This is a genomic window from Pseudomonas sp. UBA5666 (genome assembly GCF_002420785.1).
GTDB lineage: Bacteria > Pseudomonadota > Gammaproteobacteria > Pseudomonadales > Pseudomonadaceae > Aquipseudomonas > Aquipseudomonas fulva.
Window position 1 is genome coordinate 1 of sequence record NZ_DIIQ01000009.1, and the last position, 17,978, is coordinate 17,978.

General features: G+C 62.6%; 20 protein-coding genes. 3 read left to right on the forward strand and 17 right to left on the reverse strand.

The genetic code is table 11. The annotated features are described in order from the left end of the window. Positions 1 to 309: 309 nt before the first annotated feature. Genes B2Y33_RS06505 through ccmA form a run of 10 tightly spaced genes read right to left on the reverse strand, consistent with a single transcriptional unit; the run spans position 310 to position 7,653 of the window. The gene (locus B2Y33_RS06505; protein WP_059183762.1) at positions 310 to 732 is read right to left on the reverse strand and encodes a hypothetical protein; all 423 of its coding nucleotides are present in this window, start codon (positions 730 to 732) and stop codon (positions 310 to 312) included. Between the two features lie 11 nt (positions 733 to 743). Continuing rightward, complete coding sequence (gene ccmI / locus B2Y33_RS06510; RefSeq protein ID WP_028687979.1) at positions 744 to 1,934, reverse strand: c-type cytochrome biogenesis protein CcmI; 1,191 nt, start codon at positions 1,932 to 1,934, stop codon at positions 744 to 746. Beyond that, positions 1,927 to 2,403 carry a cytochrome c-type biogenesis protein gene (locus B2Y33_RS06515; RefSeq protein ID WP_049695634.1) on the reverse strand — a complete coding sequence of 159 codons (477 nt, stop codon included), beginning with the start codon at positions 2,401 to 2,403 and terminating at the stop codon, positions 1,927 to 1,929. Before B2Y33_RS06515 ends, ccmI begins: the two co-directional genes overlap by 8 nt. After that, complete coding sequence (locus B2Y33_RS06520) at positions 2,400 to 2,936, reverse strand: DsbE family thiol:disulfide interchange protein (RefSeq protein ID WP_023533963.1); 537 nt, start codon at positions 2,934 to 2,936, stop codon at positions 2,400 to 2,402. The genes B2Y33_RS06515 and B2Y33_RS06520 overlap by 4 nt, the downstream gene beginning before the upstream one ends. Continuing rightward, positions 2,933 to 4,906, reverse strand: coding sequence for a heme lyase CcmF/NrfE family subunit (locus tag B2Y33_RS06525; protein WP_173645908.1), 1,974 nt, complete (start codon positions 4,904 to 4,906; stop codon positions 2,933 to 2,935). Before B2Y33_RS06525 ends, B2Y33_RS06520 begins: the two co-directional genes overlap by 4 nt. 11 nt (positions 4,907 to 4,917) lie before the next feature. Continuing rightward, on the reverse strand, positions 4,918 to 5,373 hold the full coding sequence (gene ccmE / locus B2Y33_RS06530; protein ID WP_028687980.1) for a cytochrome c maturation protein CcmE: 456 nt from the start codon (positions 5,371 to 5,373) through the stop codon (positions 4,918 to 4,920). Next, positions 5,370 to 5,546 (reverse strand): heme exporter protein CcmD, encoded by a 177-nt coding sequence (gene ccmD, locus B2Y33_RS06535; protein ID WP_023533952.1) that lies wholly within the window; start codon positions 5,544 to 5,546, stop codon positions 5,370 to 5,372. Before ccmD ends, ccmE begins: the two co-directional genes overlap by 4 nt. Continuing rightward, positions 5,543 to 6,310 carry a heme ABC transporter permease gene (locus B2Y33_RS06540; protein WP_027915972.1) on the reverse strand — a complete coding sequence of 256 codons (768 nt, stop codon included), beginning with the start codon at positions 6,308 to 6,310 and terminating at the stop codon, positions 5,543 to 5,545. The genes ccmD and B2Y33_RS06540 overlap by 4 nt, the downstream gene beginning before the upstream one ends. A gap of 45 nt (positions 6,311 to 6,355) precedes the next feature. Then, complete coding sequence (gene ccmB / locus B2Y33_RS06545) at positions 6,356 to 7,024, reverse strand: heme exporter protein CcmB (RefSeq protein WP_027915971.1); 669 nt, start codon at positions 7,022 to 7,024, stop codon at positions 6,356 to 6,358. Continuing rightward, positions 7,021 to 7,653 (reverse strand): cytochrome c biogenesis heme-transporting ATPase CcmA, encoded by a 633-nt coding sequence (ccmA, locus tag B2Y33_RS06550; RefSeq protein ID WP_027915970.1) that lies wholly within the window; start codon positions 7,651 to 7,653, stop codon positions 7,021 to 7,023. The genes ccmB and ccmA overlap by 4 nt, the downstream gene beginning before the upstream one ends. A 161-nt stretch (positions 7,654 to 7,814) precedes the next feature. On the opposite strand from ccmA, the gene B2Y33_RS06555 reads away from it, so the two are divergent. From B2Y33_RS06555 to B2Y33_RS06565, 3 genes are all read left to right on the forward strand, one after another. Next, positions 7,815 to 9,365, forward strand: coding sequence for a flagellar hook-length control protein FliK (locus tag B2Y33_RS06555; RefSeq protein WP_206405603.1), 1,551 nt, complete (start codon positions 7,815 to 7,817; stop codon positions 9,363 to 9,365). Further along, positions 9,362 to 9,694 carry an EscU/YscU/HrcU family type III secretion system export apparatus switch protein gene (locus tag B2Y33_RS06560; protein ID WP_027915968.1) on the forward strand — a complete coding sequence of 111 codons (333 nt, stop codon included), beginning with the start codon at positions 9,362 to 9,364 and terminating at the stop codon, positions 9,692 to 9,694. Before B2Y33_RS06555 ends, B2Y33_RS06560 begins: the two co-directional genes overlap by 4 nt. Before the next feature lie 73 nt (positions 9,695 to 9,767). Continuing rightward, positions 9,768 to 12,476, forward strand: coding sequence for a dermonecrotic toxin domain-containing protein (locus B2Y33_RS06565; RefSeq protein WP_206405604.1), 2,709 nt, complete (start codon positions 9,768 to 9,770; stop codon positions 12,474 to 12,476). 32 nt (positions 12,477 to 12,508) lie between these two features. On the opposite strand, the gene B2Y33_RS06570 is transcribed toward B2Y33_RS06565, so the two are convergent. The 7 genes from B2Y33_RS06570 to B2Y33_RS06600 form a co-directional block, all read right to left on the reverse strand. Continuing rightward, positions 12,509 to 12,904, reverse strand: a complete 396-nt coding sequence (locus B2Y33_RS06570) for a DUF2802 domain-containing protein (RefSeq protein WP_206405605.1) — start codon at positions 12,902 to 12,904, stop codon at positions 12,509 to 12,511. A 1-nt stretch (position 12,905) separates the two neighbouring features. Then, positions 12,906 to 13,385 (reverse strand): chemotaxis protein CheW, encoded by a 480-nt coding sequence (locus B2Y33_RS06575; RefSeq protein WP_003254393.1) that lies wholly within the window; start codon positions 13,383 to 13,385, stop codon positions 12,906 to 12,908. Positions 13,386 to 13,389: 4 nt separating this feature from the next. Then, complete coding sequence (locus B2Y33_RS06580) at positions 13,390 to 14,322, reverse strand: CheW domain-containing protein (RefSeq protein WP_027915966.1); 933 nt, start codon at positions 14,320 to 14,322, stop codon at positions 13,390 to 13,392. Further along, positions 14,322 to 15,110 (reverse strand): ParA family protein, encoded by a 789-nt coding sequence (locus B2Y33_RS06585; RefSeq protein ID WP_028687985.1) that lies wholly within the window; start codon positions 15,108 to 15,110, stop codon positions 14,322 to 14,324. Before B2Y33_RS06585 ends, B2Y33_RS06580 begins: the two co-directional genes overlap by 1 nt. A gap of 136 nt (positions 15,111 to 15,246) precedes the next feature. Beyond that, positions 15,247 to 16,104 carry a flagellar motor protein MotD gene (gene motD / locus B2Y33_RS06590; protein ID WP_028687986.1) on the reverse strand — a complete coding sequence of 286 codons (858 nt, stop codon included), beginning with the start codon at positions 16,102 to 16,104 and terminating at the stop codon, positions 15,247 to 15,249. A gap of 3 nt (positions 16,105 to 16,107) precedes the next feature. Beyond that, positions 16,108 to 16,848, reverse strand: coding sequence for a flagellar motor protein (locus B2Y33_RS06595; RefSeq protein ID WP_027915963.1), 741 nt, complete (start codon positions 16,846 to 16,848; stop codon positions 16,108 to 16,110). Then, a complete protein-coding gene (locus B2Y33_RS06600; protein WP_027915962.1) occupies positions 16,848 to 17,966 on the reverse strand; it encodes a protein-glutamate methylesterase/protein-glutamine glutaminase in 1,119 nt (372 codons plus the stop codon). The genes B2Y33_RS06595 and B2Y33_RS06600 overlap by 1 nt, the downstream gene beginning before the upstream one ends. Between the last annotated feature and the right edge of the window lie 12 nt (positions 17,967 to 17,978).

The following is a 17,978-nucleotide window of genomic DNA, read 5'->3' on the forward strand; positions in this document are numbered from 1 at the left end:
TCCTGAAGTCGCGATCTGCGGGGTCTGAACTACCGCGCGCTTAGAAGCAAGATCAAGATCTTGATCAAGATCAAGAGCGGCTATTTCAATGGACTGGCGCTCTTTGGGATGAAGTGTCTTGGGTACCAAGCATTCATTTTGCTCATTGCGGTGCAACTGCTTTGCACAATATTACAAGGCAATCCCATTTCATGTAGGAGCGGTCTTGTGCCGCGATGGGCCGCGCAGCGGCCCCAGGTTGTCGGTTAGAACGCCTATATAACTAAGGCTGCTGTGCGTCGCGTTGCGGCCGGCCGGGTGTCGAAAAAACTACTGCCCAAAAGCCCGCCCCAGCCCCCCAGGCACACCACTGCTGTCGGTCTGCTGCCACGGTCCATCCGGGCTCACCGACCAGCTCCAGCCATTGTCGAACCGGTAATACGTTCGCTGGCGATAGAAGGTATTGGGCTTCTTGTCCAACACATACACGCCCAACTTGGGGTCCCAATGGCTCGCCCCGCCCGGCGGCGGCGCAAAGCTTGCCGAGGTGCGCGGCACTGGCTTGGCTGGCGGTGCAGGCTTGCTCCCAGGCCCTGCAGGCTGCCCACCCGGCAGCGGCGTGACCACCGGGCCCTTGGGCGGCAGCCGTTCGATCGGTGGTTCAGGCTCAGGCTGCGAAGAAGGCCCATGCACCGTACAGGCCGACAAACCCAGCGCCAGGGTGATCAGGGTGAGGCGTACCGTCGCGTGCATAGGAAACTCTCTTACGAATCAGGGCTGTCGATGATCAGGCGCTGCTGGGCCTGGGTCGTATTGGGCAAAGGCGCGCTCTGGCCAACCCACTCACCACGGGTCGGCTGCCCATCCTTGGAAACACGCGCAACCAGTTGGACTTCGGCGAAATCGGACAGTTTCATCTGCGCCATCATCGCATCCGCATCTGAAAGCTCGACCTCGATCGGCAATTGCGCCACCGTCACCCGCTTGGCGGCAAGCGGCATGGGCGGGCCACTGCTGGCGCGGGCGAAAATGAAGACGGTGTCCTGTGCCTTTACCTTGTCCCGCAAAGCCGGCGCCAATTCCACCCGCACCTTCAAACGCACCGCAGCAGGTGCCGGCACCTGAGCGGTCTGAGTGCCCAACCGCTCGGCCGCACGGTCAATGCCACCCTGCAATGCAGCGCGCGAAGCATCTCCTTGCGGCAACTGCGCCAACAACCGCTTCCAGTACGCGATAGCCTCCTGATAGCGCTCACCTTCAAATGCCGCAATTCCACGCAGGCCCAGGCTGGTGACCTCGTTGGGGTCGGCTTTGAGCGCTTCGTCAGTCAATGCCTGCAGTTGCGCACTCCAGCGCTTGTCGGCCGCGAAATACAGGGCCTGGGCCCACTGGCCCAGTAACTCGGGCTGGCGACCGGCCATGGCCACTGCGCGCTCGAACGTGCGGGCCGCCTCGGCAGGGCGTTGTTCGGCCATGTAGGCACGGCCCAGGAAGTACACCGCCTCGGCTGAATCAGGTTGTGCCTGGACCACTCGCTCCAGACGTGCCGTCATCTCTTCCATCGACTTCGGTGCCTGGGCAAATTCCTGGGTCAGGGCCACTTTGTCCGCCGCACCGAAGTGCAGGTACAGCCCTAACGCCAGCAGCGGCACCAGGACGGCTGCCAGCAACGGCAAGGCCTTGCCCAATTGACGCTGCCTGGCGGGTTCGGCGCCCTCGGTGTCGGCCAGCAACTCCCGGGCGGCTTCATCGCGGCCCTGATTCAATTGCAGGTCATCGAGCACACCCGATGCTTGCTGCGCGGCCAGCGCGTCGATGCGTTCCTGATAGAGCGCCACGTTGAGCGCTGTTCGGTCTTGCTCCTGCTGGCGGCGATGGCCACGCAGGATCGGGATCAGCAGAAAGCTGAGGGCCGCGAGCAGCAACAAGCCCGCGCTAAGCCAGAATTCAGTCATGGGTACGTTCTTTTTCCAGCAGGTTGACCAGCCGTGCGCGCTCCTCGGCTGACAATTCATCAGTGCCTTGCACGGACGCCAGGCGACGACGCCGTACAATCACCGCCAATACGGCAAACCCGCCGGCCAGCAGAATGCCCGGGCCGAACCAGAGCAACCAGGTCCGGCCGCTCAGCGCCGGCTTGTAGCGCACGAAGTCGCCATAACGGTCCACCATGAAGTCGACGATTTGCTGGTTGCTCTTGCCCTCCCCCAGCATGCGGAATATTTCCCGGCGCAGGTCAGCCGCAATGGGTGCGTTGGAGTCAGCGATATCCTGGTTCTGACACTTGGGGCAGCGCAATTCCTTGGTCAGTTGCTGGTAGCGCTCACGCTCGGCCTGGTCACGAAACTGGTAGGTATCGATGGCGGCCTTGGCTACCCCACCCACGCACAGGCTCAAGGCCAGGGCTGCGAACCAGCGCTTCATGGTGTCGCCTCGTCGAGCAGCGCCTGGTAGCGTGGCGCCAACTGTTCTCGCCAAACGCTGGCATCGACCACGCCCACATGCTTGTACCGAATCACGCCATCGCCATCGATCAGGAACGTCTCCGGCGCACCGTACACACCCAGGTCCAGACCTAGGCTGCCCTGCTCGTCGCTGATGTCGAGCAGGTAGGGGTTGTGGAACTCGGTCAGCCACTTCTGCGCTGCGGCGTTGTCGTCCTTGTAGTTGACCCCGTAGATGACCACACCCTGGGAAGCCAGCTGGTTGAGATAAGGATGCTCGACTTTGCACGACGCACACCAGGTGGCCCAGACGTTGACCAGCGCAGGCCGGCCCTGCAGGTCTGCCTGGGTAAGCGTACGGTCGCCCTGGGTGGAAGCCAGCGAAAAGACCGGGAACGGTTTGCCGATCATTGCCGAGGGCAATTCATCGGGCTTGAGAAACAAACCCTTGTACAGGAACACCGCCACCAGCAGGAACACCGCCAGGGGCACCACCATCAACCAACGTTTCATGCAACTGCTCCAGACACGCCCAGGGCCTCACGCACCCGGGACTTGACCTTGACGCGGTAGCGCCGGTCGAGGGCCGCCAGCAATCCGCCCAGGCCCGTCAACAGACCGCCCAGCCAGATCCAGCGAACAAAGGGCTTGATATGCACACGCACCGCCCAGGCACCGTTTTCCAAAGGCTCCCCGAGGGCCACGTACAGGTCGCGGGTAAAGCCTGCGTCGATCCCGGCCTCGGTCATCATCGACTGCTGCACGGTATACAAGCGTTTCTCCGGGTGCAGGGTGGCCACAGGACGACCCTCGCGGCTGACCACCACTGTGCCCTTGTCGGAAATGAAGTTGGGCCCTTCGAAGTGCCTGGCGCCCTGGAACAGGAAGTGATAACCGCCCAGCTCCACGCTTTCGCCCGGGGCCATTCGCAGATCACGCTCGGCGCTATTGTTGCTCGACAGCACCACCCCGAGGGCACACACCGCAAGCCCCAGGTGAGCGACCTGCATCCCCCAGTAACTGCGCCCCAGCCCAGGCAGCCCCTTGAGCAGCCCTTTGTGGCGCGTCTTGTCGAACACATCGCGCAGCCCTCCGAGCACCACCCAGGCAGCCAGAGCGAACGTGGTCAGTACCTGCCAGTCGAAATCGTCGACGATCAGGCCCGCCACCGGCGCCAGCACGGCGCTGCCGACGAGGACCGGCGTCATCATGCCCAGCAGCCACTTGCCAGGCGTATCCTTCCACCGCACCACTACCCCTACCCCCAGCACCAGCATCAACAGTGCCATCAGCGGCAGGAACAGGGCATCGAAATAAGGCGGGCCTACCGAAAGCTTGGCGCCGGTCAGGGCGTCGAGCACCAGCGGGTACAAGGTGCCTAGCAGGATCATCGACGCTGCAACCACCAGAACCAGATTGTTCGCCAGCAGCAGGGTTTCGCGCGACCACAGGGCGAACCCCACCTGGCTCTTGACCACCGGCGCACGCAGGGCGAACAGGGTCAGCGAGCCGCCGACCACGAACAGCAGGAAGAACAGAATGAAAATGCCGCGCGAGGGGTCGGCGGCAAAGGCATGCACAGAGGTGAGCACCCCGGAACGCACCAGGAACGTCCCTAGCAGGCTCAGTGAGAACGCAGCGATGGCCAACAGAACGGTCCAGCTTTTGAACACCCCGCGCTTCTCTGTCACCGCCAGGGAGTGGATCAGCGCCGTCCCTACCAGCCAGGGCATGAACGATGCGTTTTCCACCGGGTCCCAGAACCACCAGCCACCCCAGCCCAGTTCGTAGTACGCCCACCAGGAACCCAGGGTGATACCCACGCCCAGGAAGGCCCAGGCTACCAGGGTCCAGGGCCGCGACCACCGGGCCCAGGCGGCATCCAGACGCCCGCCGAGCAAGGCGGCGATGGCAAAGGCGAAGGCGACCGAAAAGCCGACATAGCCCATGTACAGCATTGGCGGATGCACGATCAGGCCAATGTCCTGCAGCAGCGGGTTGAGGTCACGGCCATCGACAGGCACCTGAGGCAGCAGGCGCTGGAACGGGTTGGAGGTGATGATCAAAAAGCTCAGAAAGCCCACGCTGATCATGCCCATGACCGCCAGCACCCGGGCGAGCATCACCTGGGGCAATTGCCGCGAGAACACCGACACGGCAAAGGTCCAGCCCCCCAGAATCAGCGCCCAGAGCAGCAGGGAGCCTTCATGCGCCCCCCAGACTGCGCTGAACTTGTAGTACCAGGGTAATGCGCTGTTCGAGTTGCTGGCCACGTAGGCAACCGAAAAGTTGTCGGTCATGAAGGCGTGGGTCAGGCACGCGAACGCGAACGTCAGGAAGGCGAACTGCCCCCAGGCTGCGGGCCGCGCCAGGCTCATCCACAAGCTGTCACCACGCCACGCCCCGAGCAGCGGCAGGCTGGCCTGCACCGCAGCGAAACAGATGGCCAGAATCATCGACAGTTGACCGAGTTCAGGTATCACCAGCGCTGCGTTCATGGCCGCGCCCCCGTCTGGGCTGACGCCTGGCCGCTTTCCTTCAGCGCCTTGCTGACTTCAGGAGGCATGTACTTTTCGTCATGCTTGGCCAGCACTTCGTCGGCCACCACCACGCCGTCGCCGTTGAGCTTGCCCAAGGCCACGATGCCCTGCCCTTCACGGAACAGGTCCGGAAGGATGCCGCGGTACGTGATGGGCACGGACTTGTTGAAATCGGTGACCACGAAACGCACGTCCAGCGAGTCGGAGGAACGTTGCACCGAGCCCTGTTCGACCATGCCGCCAGCGCGGATACGCGTGTCCAGCGGAGCCTCGCCATTGGCGATCTGGGTGGGGGTGTAGAACAGGTTGATGTTCTGTTGCAAGGCAGTGAGGGCAAAGCCCACGGCAACCCCCACGCCGACCAGCAGACCGATGATGAGCAACAGGCGTTTCTTGCGCTGCGGATTCACTGCGTTTTCTCCCGGCGCAAGCGGCGCGCCTCTTCTTGCAGGTAACGGCGCCGGGCCAGCACCGGTACGGCGACGTTGAGCGCCAGCACAGCGGCGCAGATGCCGTAGGCCGACCACACATAAAGGCCGTGATGACCCATGGCGATAAAGTCGCCGAAACTGGCGAAACTCATGGCACGGCCCTCCCACCCAGGCTGTTCGATACCTCTTCCTTCACCCAACTGGCACGCGCCTCGCGCTTGAGCACCTCAAGGCGCATGCGCATCAGAAGCACCGCGCCGAAAAAGCAGTAGAAGCCCAGCGCCGTACACAACAGCGGCAACCACATGTCGGCGGGCATCGCGGGCTTTTCGGTCAGGGTGAAAGTGGCGCCCTGATGCAGCGTGTTCCACCACTGGACCGAATACTTGATGATGGGGATGTTCACCACCCCAACGATGGCCAGCACGGCGCAGGCTTTCGCCGAGCTGTCACGATTACTGATTGCCTGGCCCAGCGCAATGATGCCGAAGTACAGGAACAAGAGGATGAGCATCGAGGTAAGGCGCGCATCCCACACCCACCAGCTGCCCCAGGTTGGCTTGCCCCAGATGGCCCCGGTCACCAGCGCCACGGCGGTCATCCAGGCGCCGATGGGGGCGGCGCATTGCAGGGCGACATCGGCCAGCTTCATCTTCCACACCAGCCCCACCACACCGGCCACCGCCAGCAGGACATAACAGGACTGCGCCAGCATCGCTGCCGGGACATGGATATAGATGATGCGAAAGCTGTTGCCCTGCTGGTAGTCCTGGGGCGCAAAGACCAGCCCCCAGACCGTGCCAACCACTAGCAATACAACGGCAGCGATGGACAGCCAGGGCAACATGCGCCCGCTAATGGCGTAGAACCATTTCGGAGAGCCCAGCTTGTGAAACCACGTCCAGCTCATTTTCATCAGGGTGCATCCAGGGTATTGGCCAGGCTTCAAAGCCCAGGCTCGTTATTCGCCGACGCTGATTTTCAGGCCGGCGGCGATCGCAAAGGGTGCCAGGGTCACGGCCAGGGCCGTCAGGCTGGCGAGCCAGAGCAGGTGGCCAGCGGCGGGCATATTCTGCAACGCCGCCTGCAAGGCACCACTGCCCAGGATCAATACAGGGATATACAACGGCAGGATCAGCAACGCCAGCAACAAACCGCCGCGCTTGAGGCCGACCGTCAGCGCGGCGCCCACTGCGCCCAACAGACTCAATACCGGCGTACCCAGCAGCAGCGAGCCCAGCAGTACCGGCAGGCAGTGCCCTGGCAAGCCGAGCATCAGCGCCAGCAAAGGTGCCAGCAACACCAGCGCAAGCCCGGAGAACAACCAGTGCGCCAGCACCTTGGCCAACACCATCAGTGCCAGCGGATGCGGCGAGAGTACCCACTGCTCCAGTGAACCGTCCTCGAAATCGCTGCGAAACAGGCCATCGAGCGATAACAACACCGCCAGCAATGCGGCCACCCACACCAGCCCCGGGGACAGGTTCTGCAACATCTGGGTCTGCGCGCCAACCGCCAAGGGGAACAAGGCCACCACGATGGCGAAGAACACCAGAGGGTTGGCAAGCTCCGCAGGACGGCGGAACAGCAACCGCGCCTCGCGCCGCAACAACAGGGTGAAGACGCTCATGCTGCCCATTGCCCCAGGTTGAGTTCTCGGTAGCCCGCAGGCGTGTGGGACAAGGTGTGGTGGGTGGTCAGCACCACGGTGCCACCGTGTTCGCAATGGCCGGCCAAGTGGGCCTCCAGGTCCGCGACGCCCTGTTTGTCCAGGGCAGTGAACGGTTCGTCCAGGATCCACAACGGCGCAGCTGCCAAGTGCAGGCGCGCCAGGGCCACGCGGCGTTGCTGCCCTGCCGACAAAGTATGGCAGGGCACGTCCTCGAAACCACGCAGCCCAACGGCAGCCAGGGCCTGCCAGATCTGTTCGCGGCTGGCTGGACGGTGCAGCGCGCACAGCCAGGTCAGGTTCTCTTCGGCCGTGAGCAGTTCCTTGATGCCCGCAGCATGGCCAATCCACACAAGGATGCTGGCCAACGCATGCCGCTGTTCATCCAGCGGACGGCCACCGAGCAGGATCTGACCGGCGGTCGGCTGCATCAGGCCAGCCAGCAGGCGCAGCAGGCTGGTCTTGCCGCTGCCGTTGGGGCCGCTGATCTGTAGCATGTCGCCGGGCCGCAGCTCGAAGGCAAGGTGCTCGAACAGCAGACGCCAGTCGCGCTCGCAGGCCAGGCCCACGGCTTGAAGATGAAGGGTCACGGTTTCGCCTTATCGTTCTAGGGTTCGGGTGACGGTGCCCGGAGCCCTGCCACTCAAGTCGCCCGATGCGCTGCCGTTACAGTGGCAACTATGGGCGGGCGGCATTATTACATGCACAGCCCTGCTGCCAAGAGGCTGAGCGCCTAAGGTTGTATACAATCATGACTGAAATCAATAGTCTCGGCCCGCAAACCGTCACTGGAGCCCAAGCGATCAAGGCTGCCATGACCGGCGAATTGCTGCGCCTCACCCAGGCTCAACCGGGTTTGCTGAGCCCTGGGGAGACGGCGCAGGCCGAGGTGGTTGCCATGCGCCAGACTGGCCAGGAGTTCCAGTTGGTGTTGCGTTTGCTGCAAGCCAACGGTCTGCAGACTCAACTGCAAGCCAGCGCCAGCCAGCCTTTGCCCCAGGGCAGCCAAGTGACCGTCAGCCAACCTGAAGTCGGGCGTCTGGCCATTTTGCTGCAGCAGGCCAGCGCTAGCCAAATCGCAACCCTCACCCGCCTGGATACTACGCAGGTACCGGTCGGTACCCTGGTGCAGGGTAAGGTCATGACCAACCAACTACTCCCTGAAGTACCGGGTCAGCCTGCAAGCTACCGGGCGCTGGTGAGCCTTCTCAATACCGCCCAAGCCGGTGCCGTGCTGGCCGTGGACAGCCCCCGACCATTGGCAATCGGCAGCCTGCTCAGCGCACGGGTACAGGGCGACCAGTCGCTGCAGTTCGTCCCCCTGGCCGGCAGGCAGGATCAATTGGGCATCGCCCAGCACCTTGGCAGCCAGCAGAACCGTCAGGCGTCGCTGCCGGGCCTGCTGGCCGGTTTGCAACAGTTGGCACGCGACGCCGGGACTGACAGCGCGCTGCGCACGACCGTCGAACGATTGCTTGGCGCGCTGCCGACAGTCCAGCAACTGGGGGATGCCAAAGCCGTTGCTCAGGCGTTGCTCAACAGCGGCGCCTTTCTCGAGGCCAAGTTGATGACAGGGGCGACAGCCACGCTGGCCACTGACCTCAAGGCAAACATGCTGCAATTGATCAACCAGATCAGTGCCAGTAGCGCCCTCGGCCCACCAGCGGCGAGCGTGGCCGCGGCCATGCCCGCCCTGGTCCGAAACGCCCTGGGCATGCTGGAGCGGGTAAGCCCCAAACCCCAGCCCGGCGCGTTCCCCCTCCCCTCCAGGTTATTGCAGGCGATGGAAGAAGAAGGGGACCTGGAACAGCTGCTGCGCCTGGCAGCAGCCGCCGTCTCTCGCCTGCAAAGCCACGCCATGAGCAGCCTGCAGCAAAGCGGCACGCTGGAAAACGGCAACCTGCAGACCACTTGGCAGACCGAAGTGCCCATTCGCCATGGACAGGATTTCGTGCCCTTGCAAATCAAGCTTCAGCGCGAAGAGACACCTCAGCAGCAAGCCGACCGCGAGCGTGAGGCGCCTGAAACGCTGCAACCGTTGTGGCGTATCGAGCTGGCTTTCGATCTGCCGCCGCTCGGGCCGCTTCAAGTCCAGGCCCAGCTGACACAGGGCCGTCTGAACGGCCAGCTGTGGGCCGAGCGCGAACAGACCGCCCGCCTGATCGAAGGGCAGCTTGGCGCGCTGCGTGAGCGCCTGCTGGCCCGCGGTCTGCTGGTCGATGATCTGCACTGCTACCCCGGCAGGCCTGCACAAGGCTCACGTACCAGGGTCGAACAACGTTGGGTGGATGAAAACGCATGAGTAACCCTAACCCGCGTCAGGCCGTGGCGCTGAGCTACGACGGGCAGCAGGCGCCGACACTGAGCGCCAAAGGTGACGATGAGTTGGCAGACGCCATCCTGGCCCTGGCCCGCGAACATGAAGTGCCCATTTATGAAAACCCTGAGCTGGTTCGTTTACTGGCGCGTCTTGAACTGGGCGAGCAGATCCCTGAGGCGCTGTATCTGACCATCGCCGAAGTCATCGCTTTCGCCTGGCAGCTGCGCGGCAAAGTACCACCGGGCTTCGAGGACACCCCCGCTGAGCCGAGGGACATTACCCCGGCGCACTTGCGTTTGCCTGAAGGGTAGTAGTTGGCTACGACCCAAAACTGCAGGCGCATCGACACTGTATCGGCTCTATCCACTACATGAGTCGATAACCATGGCTACTACCTTCGTCAACTCAGTCGGCCAACGGTACGTGCGTAATCACCTGCGCAACATACCGCGCCCAGATCGCCAGGCCGCCGCTGCTATACGCGAGTGGGCTCAGCGGCAAGGCCATGACCTGGATCCGGATCAGACGGATGTCGTCACCTTGCACTACCGGGGCGATGAGGCCGTCGTGATGCAACGGCTTTCGCTGACCCAGGCGGTGCTGTCGAACTGGCAGGGGGAAACCTGCAAGAATCTGTTGGGGCAGCTGCTTCCTGGCGAGTGGGCAGGTCACATGCCATCGCGCCCGTTCAAAATCGTCAACCGCCTGCCCGAGAATAGCGTGCTGGACAACAGGCCTGCCTATCTGGTCTTCAATGGGCTGTTCCGCAGAACCCAACCCGCACGCTACGACAGCTCGACCCACCTGCCCATCGACGTCGAAGCCATGCAGCACGCCATCTGGGAGCTGGATTTTCACACCCGTTTCGTCGCCATGCTCGACGATTACTGGCACAACGCCCGTGACAGCCACCAGCAATGCCTGCAAATCGGCTTCGTAGCGGCTTGCAACAAGCAAGTGCAAGAGGGCTCGCTCAGCGACACGGCGCGCCAGATGCTCTGGGAAGCAGCAGGCCTGGCGCCTCGCGCTACCAGTCTCAGAATCCGGGCGCTCAATGTCTATGGCTACACATCCACCGACCTGATCGCAATCGCTGACCAGCACAGGCGCGGGGTGGTGCTGTACCTTCCAGGTAATGCCTCGCCTTTCCATGAGTTCGCAAGCCTGGACAGCATGAAAGACTGGTTTGGTGACCAGTGCCGCGTTGCAGAGAAGCGTGAGGCACTGCGCCGATATTTCCGGCTAGCCGATACGCCAGACGGGCTGGACTTCAGCGGCTTGGATACGGCGCTCGAGGGGTTAGGCGCCTATCCTGCCGTTTATCATCGATCGCCCAATCGTTCCGGTTTCACAACCGATGGTCAGTGGCCGCCGCGGCAATACGTTTACTACAAGACCAAACAGTACAGCCCGTCGATCAAGGATGACTTGTTTGCCGTGCTTACTGAGCGTCAGCGCGTGCGCAGTTACGCCGATGCGGACTTCATCATCACCAGTGACCAAGCCGTGACCAAGGCAAAATGGCGAGGCTATGTGCTCGCCTCGATCAATTTACTGGCACCACTGGCGATCGTGATTCCTGCCCTGGCACCTATGCTTGCGTTGGCAGGCGCCGCTCAGTTTGGCCTGGGCCTGGATCAGGCCATCAATGGCAAGACACTGGAGGACAAAGCGCAGGGCGTCAGCAACACGGTTTACGGACTGTTCAATGCCCTCCCCCTGGTTGGCGAGGCCACGACGCGCGCAACAGAAGTGTTCTGCGCACAACGCTCGCGCTTCTTCACGCCCATCCGTTTGAACGACCAATTGGGCTACCCGCTGAGCCCGATAAACCCACCGCATTTTTCCGAGCCGGAGATCGGTGATTTCTTCGGCGATGCGCTGCAGCCCGTGCCGGCTGACGATAGCCCGGTCGCGCGCTCCATCATCCGAATACCTGTCAGTGAGCAGGGACCCGCGCAGCTGCAAGGGGAAATCGGCGGTTACAACGCAAACGTGCTGTACGACAGTGAACACGATGCTTTCATCGTCGATGATGCAGTCAACGATGTGGACCCAACCTATTACCAGGTGACCCCGGGCCATCGTGGCCTTACCCCAGTGGATATCACCACACGCCCGGTTACCGACGAAATGCGCTCGGCAACGCTCAGGGGCCTTGGTATTGATCTGCCATTACCGCTCGATATCCCTGCCGTCGACCACTCGGCGGCTCAGCCTATTCCCAAAACCATTTCCAGCCTATGGGTAGGCAACAAGATCATCGCGCCTGAGCTTGTAGACAACTTGGCCGCCAACGCAGAGCGCCTGAGCAACAGCAATTACACTTACCGCCTGTACTTGTCCAAGGCAGAACCCCAGGCCTTTGAAGCCAATCGGCAACTGCTCAATGAACGCGCGCCCAGGCTTGAAGTGCTGCCTTTGGAGGAGCAGCCGTTCTATGCGCACTTCACTGAAAGCGTGAATTTCGAGCAATACCAGCATGCCACCAGCGATCCTGGGGCCAATTACGCTTCGGCATCGGACATCTTGCGCTATTCAATGCTCGACAGTTTGGGGGGCATCTACATGGATGTCGACGATTCGCTGCTACCCCATCCCGAGGCACCGCAGGACCCTGCTCGCGCCGCTATCGAAACCGTCGAACTGGCCACGACACAGGACGGTTTCATCCTGGGTGACCCTACAAACAACGATACGCTCGGCATGCACTGCCACTACAACACCAACATGATTGGCACTCATCCTTCAAACCCCAACCTGCAGGCGATCAGCGATCTCATGCACGAACGCTACCAGGCCATGCCAGACTTTTATCAGCACAGGCCCATCACCGGCACTGCCGGTTTCAAGGCGTATGCCAGACGCCTGAATCACTTGACGGGCCCCGCAGTGCTCAATGATGTGATCGATCAGCACCTACCCCGGCTCTACTGCTTGCGCCAACTCACCAACCTGCACACATTGCCACAGACCAAACCGCTGTTTCTGACCATTGGCAAGACGCAGGCGGTAAAGGCGGCGATTACCCACGACTTGGCACTGGGCAATGTTGCACAAGTGGGCAACTACCATTCGTGGGGCAAACCTTGAAACGCACAGGGCGACTGGCGCCACCCTGATGTTCAGTCGTTGCGATGCAGCTTGCTCATCAGCTCGGCCTCGGCCTGGGTCAGGCCGCAGGTTTCGGTGAGTTCCGACACGCTAGCGCCCATGCCGACCAGCCGTGCAGCCTGGGTGAAGGTGACGCTGCTCGGGTCACGCTGCTCCAGCCGTTCCAGCCGGTCGGGCAGCGTGGCCACCGCACCGCGCAGCTCATGGATGGCGTCGCCCATGCGCACGGTGACGTTCTGGTAGTCATCGAGCCGCTTGCCGAGGTCCTTGATACGCTGGTCGCGCAAGGCATCGCCAATGGCCTGCTGCGCAGCCAGCTCGCGCTGACGCTTGGCGTAGTTCAGGAAGAACCACAGGCTCAAGGCCCACAGCAGGGCCAGTAAGATGACGCCGACCTCGAAAATCAAGTCAGATGTTCTCCAGTTCCGACCACTCTTCCTCGGTCATCATCTTGTCCAGCTCGACCAGAATCAGCAATTCGCCGTTCTTGTTGCACACGCCCTGGATGAACTTGGCCGATTCTTCGTTGCCGACGTTGGGCGCGGTTTCGATCTCGGACTGGCGCAGGTACACCACCTCGGCGACGCTATCGACCAGAATGCCGACCACTTGCTTGTCAGCTTCGATGATGACGATGCGGGTGTTGTCGGTGACCTCGGTTGGCATCAGCCCGAAGCGCTGGCGCGTGTCGATCACGGTCACCACGTTGCCGCGCAGGTTGATGATACCCAGCACATAGCTGGGCGCACCCGGCACCGGGGCGATTTCCGTGTAGCGCAGCACTTCTTGTACCTGCATCACGTTGATGCCGTAGGACTCGTTGTCCAGACGGAAGGTAACCCACTGCAGGATCGGATCTTCAGAACCTTGTGCGGACGACTTTTTCATTCCCCTACCCCTTGAAATCCGCCTTTGGCGGTGTGTTCGGTGTGATGTGCTGTTTGGCGTGCAACTGCTTGACGGCGCCGCTGGCGATCAACTCGGCCAGCTCCGCCACGTCCAGCAGTGCACACATGTGTTCAATGACCGTGCCGGCCAGCCACGGCCGCTGGCCCCGCTGGCTACGCCACTTGATCTCGGACGGGTCCAGGCGCAGCGAGCGGCTGACCTGATGCACAGCCAGCCCCCACTCGTAGCCCTGGACAGAAATGACGTATTGCAGGCCCTGGCGGAAATCATCGCGGTAGCGGTCAGGCATGACCCAGCGCGCGGTGTCGAGCACCTTGAGGTTGCCAGCCTGGCAGGTGAGGATGCCCAGGAACCACTCGGGCTGCCCGAACAGCGGCGTCAGCTCGCGGTCGGCCAAGGTGTAGATCGAGCCCAGGCACACCAGCGGCACGGCCAAGGTCAGGCCGGCCACATCGAACAGCAGGCACTCGAACGGCTCGGCAGCCCAGGCCGGGCGCCCATCGACGGTGGCCGGCGGTACGGGCACATCCGGTGCAGGCAGGTGGACGTCCACCAGGGGCATTGCCGGCTCCACAGCCGGGGTATCAGTCAAGACCGGGATGCTGGCCTCGGCCACCACTGCCTGTTCCACCACCGCCACCACGGGCGGCTGCACAGGTATGACGCTAGGCAACACCGCAAGCCTGGGCTCGGCGAACGGCCGCTCAGGTGCGGGCGGCGCCGGTTGTGCCTGCGTGGCCTGGCCAGGCTGACGCGCATCGCGGGCCTGCTCCTGGCGCACCGCCAGGGCGAAGTCATCTGCCGCGCCTGGCGGTGGCGGCGTCTCCAAGGGCTCGGTGGCTTCCTGGAGCAGACCGTCAAGATAGGACTGCAGGGCCAACTGGGGCTTGCTGCTCACTTGCCGTGTTTGTGTCATCAGGCCACCTGCGCCGCGGGCTTGTAGGTCAACAAGTGCTTGAGCAGCGCCCGATAGGCCACCAGCCCTCGGCTCTTGTTGTCGAATTGCGACGGCGTGACGCCCTTGCGGCTGGCATCGCGCAGCCGCGTGTCCACGGGAATGTAGCCCTGCCATACCTGTTCGCCGTAGGCATCGCGCAGCAACTTGAGCGTTCCCAGGGACGCCTGGGTACGTCGGTCGAACAACGTCGGCACGATCTGGTAAGGCAGCGCCTGGCGCCGGGAGCGGTTGATCATGGCAAGGGTGCCGACCATGCGCTCAAGTCCCTTGACGGCCAGGAACTCGGTCTGCACCGGGATGACCAGTTGCTGGCTGGCCGCCAGCGCATTGACCATCAACACCCCTAGCAAAGGGGGGCTGTCGATCAATGCGAAGTCGAAGTCTTGCCACAACTGCGCCAGACTCTTGGCGATGACCAGCCCCAGACCGTTCTGACCGGGCGATTGACGCTCCAGCACAGCAAGGGCAGTGCTAGAGGGAAGCAATGAAATGCGCTCGTCACTGGTTGGCAACAGCAACTGCCCCGGCAGCCCGTCCGGAACGCTGCCCTTGTGCAGGAACAGGTCGTAGCAGCTGTGCTCCAGCGCATCGGGATTATGCCCGAAATAGCTGGTCATCGACCCATGCGGATCAAGATCGACGACGATTACACGCTTGCCGGCGTCGGCCAGAAGGCCAGCCAGGGCGATGGTGGTGGTGGTCTTGCCGACGCCACCTTTTTGATTGGCTACTGCCCAGACTCTCATCAGGCAAACTCTGTCCGTGGGTGAGGCAGGGCGCGTGGTGTGCCCGCTGCCTTGCTGGAAAATGAAAGGCGTGGATGGCTGTCGGTCAGGCGCCGTGCATGGACATCCGCCAATGGGGCGACAGAGAATTGACGAGTCACTGGCCTGCCACCGCTGCTGAGCTTGCCGGTGCACTTTGTGTGCCAGCCCGGCGCAGTGCAGCATCAGGCGTGGCATTGGCAGCACCGGTACTGGTCAGGCTGCGGCGCACCTCAAGGTTGCGGGATATCACCAGTACCACGCGCCGGTTACGGGCCCGGCCCTCGGGGGTATCATTGCCCGTCACGGGCTGATACTCGCCGTAGCCCACCGAGGCCATACGCCCAGGGTTCACGCCGCCCATGGCCAACAGCCTGACGATACTGGCGGCACGGGCCGAGGAAAGCTCCCAATTGGTCGGGTATTGCGCCGTACGGATAGGCTGGTTATCGGTGAAGCCTTCGACGTGAACCGGGTTGGCGAAAGGCTTGAGAATGGCCGCCACCTTGTCGATGATGGCGAATGCATTGTCACTGGGCATGGCATCGCCACTGCCGAACAGCAACGAGGAATTGAGCTCGATCTCGATCCACAGCTCGTTACCCCGGATCGTCATCTGATCACCCTTGATGAGGTCACCAAAGGCGTCGCGCACTTCATCGGCGATGGTCTTGAGCGGGTCGTTGCTGGCGGCCGTCAGGCCAGCGTCGGACTGCTCGCTGTCCTTGACCAAGGGCTGGGCAGGTCGCACGGTCAGCGGGCGCTCATCCCCGATGGGAATGGGCCTCATGCTGCGCTCAGGGTCGTTGAACACGCCCAACAAGGCTTGGGACACCACCTTGTACTTGCCCTCGTTGACCGAGGAAATCGAATACATCACCACGAAAAAGGCGAACAGCAAGGTGATGAAGTCGGCGTAGGATACCAGCCAGCGTTCGTGGTTTTCCGGCTCCTCGGCATGACGGCGACGACGCATGGGCTACTCCATGAAGCCTTGCAGCTTCAGCTCGATCGAGCGCGGGTTCTCGCCTTCGGCAATGGACAGCAGGCCTTCGAGGAGCATTTCCCGGTAACGCGACTGGCGCAGCACCAGCGCCTTGAGCTTGTTGGCGATGGGTAACAGGATCAGGTTGGCGCTGGCGACCCCGTAGATGGTCGCCACGAAGGCAACGGCGATGCCGTTGCCCAGTTGCGCCGGGTCGGCCAGGTTGCCCATGACGTGAATCAGCCCCATCACCGCGCCGATGATTCCGATGGTCGGAGCGTACCCGCCCATGCTCTCGAAGACTTTGGCAGCCTGCAGGTCACGGCCCTCCTGGGTCAGGAAATCCACTTCGAGGATACTGCGAATGGCTTCGGGCTCGGCGCCGTCGACCAGCAACTGCAAGCCCTTGCGCGCGTAAGGGTCAGGCTCGCCATCGGCTACCCCTTCCAGCCCGAGCAGGCCTTCCTTGCGCGCCGTGAGGCTCCAGTTCACCACGCGATCGACCCCACCCGGCAGATCGACACGCGGTGGAAACAGGATCCAGCGCAGGATCTGCAAGGCCCGCTTGAACGAGGAGAGCGGCGATTGCAGCAAGGCTGCCGCCAGGGTACCGCCCAATACGATCAGCGCTGCCGGCCCATTGATCAAGGCGCCCACATGGCCGCCTTCGAGGAAGTTACCGCCCACGATGGCGACAAAAGCCAGGATCAGGCCAATCAGGCTGAGCACGTCCATCAGACGCACGCCTCCACCAGGTGCCGGCCAATATCGTCGAGGCTGTACACCGCATCGGCTAGGTTGGCCTTGACGATCGCCATGGGCATGCCATAAATCACGCAGCTGGCTTCATCCTGTGCCCACACCGTGCTGCCACCCTGCTTGAGCAGGCGCGCCCCTTCCCGGCCGTCCGCGCCCATGCCCGTCAGTACCACGGACAACACCTTGTCGCCATAGGACTTGGCTGCCGAGCCAAAGGTAATGTCCACGCAGGGCTTGTAGTTGAGCCGCTCGTCACCGGGCAGAATCTTCACGGTTCCACGGCCATCGATCATCATCTGTTTGCCACCGGGGGCCAACAGCGCCAGCCCGGGGCGCAGAATGTCGCCATCTTCGGCTTCCTTGACGCTGATCCGGCACAGCTTGTCCAGGCGCTCTGCAAAGGCCTTGGTGAAGGCTGCCGGCATGTGCTGGATGAGCACGATCGGCGCCGGGAAATTGCCTGGCAATTGCGTGAGCACACGCTGCAAGGCCACCGGTCCCCCGGTCGAGGTGCCGATAGCAACGAGCTTGTAAGGCTTGCGCTTGGGCGCAGGCGAATGGGCGGCCGCCGGCCTGACGGGGGCTGTGGTGCTGCGCACCGGTGCCGGCGCTGCAGCGCTGGTGGCTGTTGTGGGCGTCGGCGCAGGGGCAGCAGCGGGCGCGACCGCCGGGCGGGCGTAACTGGCCATGCGGCGATTGCTTCGCGACAGGGTATGCACCTTCTCGCACAGCATCTGCTTGACCTTCTCGGGGTTGCGCGAGATGTCTTCGAAATTCTTCGGCAGGTAGTCCACCGCCCCGGCATCGAGCGCATCGAGCGTGACCCGAGCGCCTTCATGGGTGAGCGATGAGAACATCAGCACAGGTGTCGGGCACCTTTGCATGATGTGCCGCACCGCCGTGATGCCATCCATCATGGGCATCTCGTAGTCCATGGTGATCACATCGGGCTTGAGCGCAAGCGCCTGGTCGATCGCTTCCTTGCCGTTGGTTGCAGTGCCCACTACCTGGATCGTCGAGTCCCCCGAGAGGATTTCCGAGACGCGGCGGCGGAAGAAACCGGAATCATCCACCACCAGGACCTTGACTGCCATAAACACTCCGTT

What these genes read in the sequence shown, in the direction of transcription:
- B2Y33_RS06505 (WP_059183762.1), bottom strand. Translation starts at nt 732, where the DNA reads ATGCACGCGACGGTACGCCTCACCCTGATCACCCTGGCGCTGGGTTTG.
- ccmI (WP_028687979.1), bottom strand. Translation starts at nt 1,934, where the DNA reads ATGACTGAATTCTGGCTTAGCGCGGGCTTGTTGCTGCTCGCGGCCCTC.
- B2Y33_RS06515 (WP_049695634.1), bottom strand. Translation starts at nt 2,403, where the DNA reads ATGAAGCGCTGGTTCGCAGCCCTGGCCTTGAGCCTGTGCGTGGGTGGG.
- B2Y33_RS06520 (WP_023533963.1), bottom strand. Translation starts at nt 2,936, where the DNA reads ATGAAACGTTGGTTGATGGTGGTGCCCCTGGCGGTGTTCCTGCTGGTG.
- ccmD (WP_023533952.1), bottom strand. Translation starts at nt 5,546, where the DNA reads ATGAGTTTCGCCAGTTTCGGCGACTTTATCGCCATGGGTCATCACGGC.
- B2Y33_RS06540 (WP_027915972.1), bottom strand. Translation starts at nt 6,310, where the DNA reads ATGAAAATGAGCTGGACGTGGTTTCACAAGCTGGGCTCTCCGAAATGG.
- ccmB (WP_027915971.1), bottom strand. Translation starts at nt 7,024, where the DNA reads ATGAGCGTCTTCACCCTGTTGTTGCGGCGCGAGGCGCGGTTGCTGTTC.
- B2Y33_RS06555 (WP_206405603.1), top strand. Translation starts at nt 7,815, where the DNA reads ATGACTGAAATCAATAGTCTCGGCCCGCAAACCGTCACTGGAGCCCAA.
- B2Y33_RS06560 (WP_027915968.1), top strand. Translation starts at nt 9,362, where the DNA reads ATGAGTAACCCTAACCCGCGTCAGGCCGTGGCGCTGAGCTACGACGGG.
- B2Y33_RS06565 (WP_206405604.1), top strand. Translation starts at nt 9,768, where the DNA reads ATGGCTACTACCTTCGTCAACTCAGTCGGCCAACGGTACGTGCGTAAT.
- B2Y33_RS06575 (WP_003254393.1), bottom strand. Translation starts at nt 13,385, where the DNA reads ATGAAAAAGTCGTCCGCACAAGGTTCTGAAGATCCGATCCTGCAGTGG.
- B2Y33_RS06580 (WP_027915966.1), bottom strand. Translation starts at nt 14,322, where the DNA reads ATGACACAAACACGGCAAGTGAGCAGCAAGCCCCAGTTGGCCCTGCAG.
- B2Y33_RS06585 (WP_028687985.1), bottom strand. Translation starts at nt 15,110, where the DNA reads ATGAGAGTCTGGGCAGTAGCCAATCAAAAAGGTGGCGTCGGCAAGACC.
- motD (WP_028687986.1), bottom strand. Translation starts at nt 16,104, where the DNA reads ATGCGTCGTCGCCGTCATGCCGAGGAGCCGGAAAACCACGAACGCTGG.
- B2Y33_RS06595 (WP_027915963.1), bottom strand. Translation starts at nt 16,848, where the DNA reads ATGGACGTGCTCAGCCTGATTGGCCTGATCCTGGCTTTTGTCGCCATC.
- B2Y33_RS06600 (WP_027915962.1), bottom strand. Translation starts at nt 17,966, where the DNA reads ATGGCAGTCAAGGTCCTGGTGGTGGATGATTCCGGTTTCTTCCGCCGC.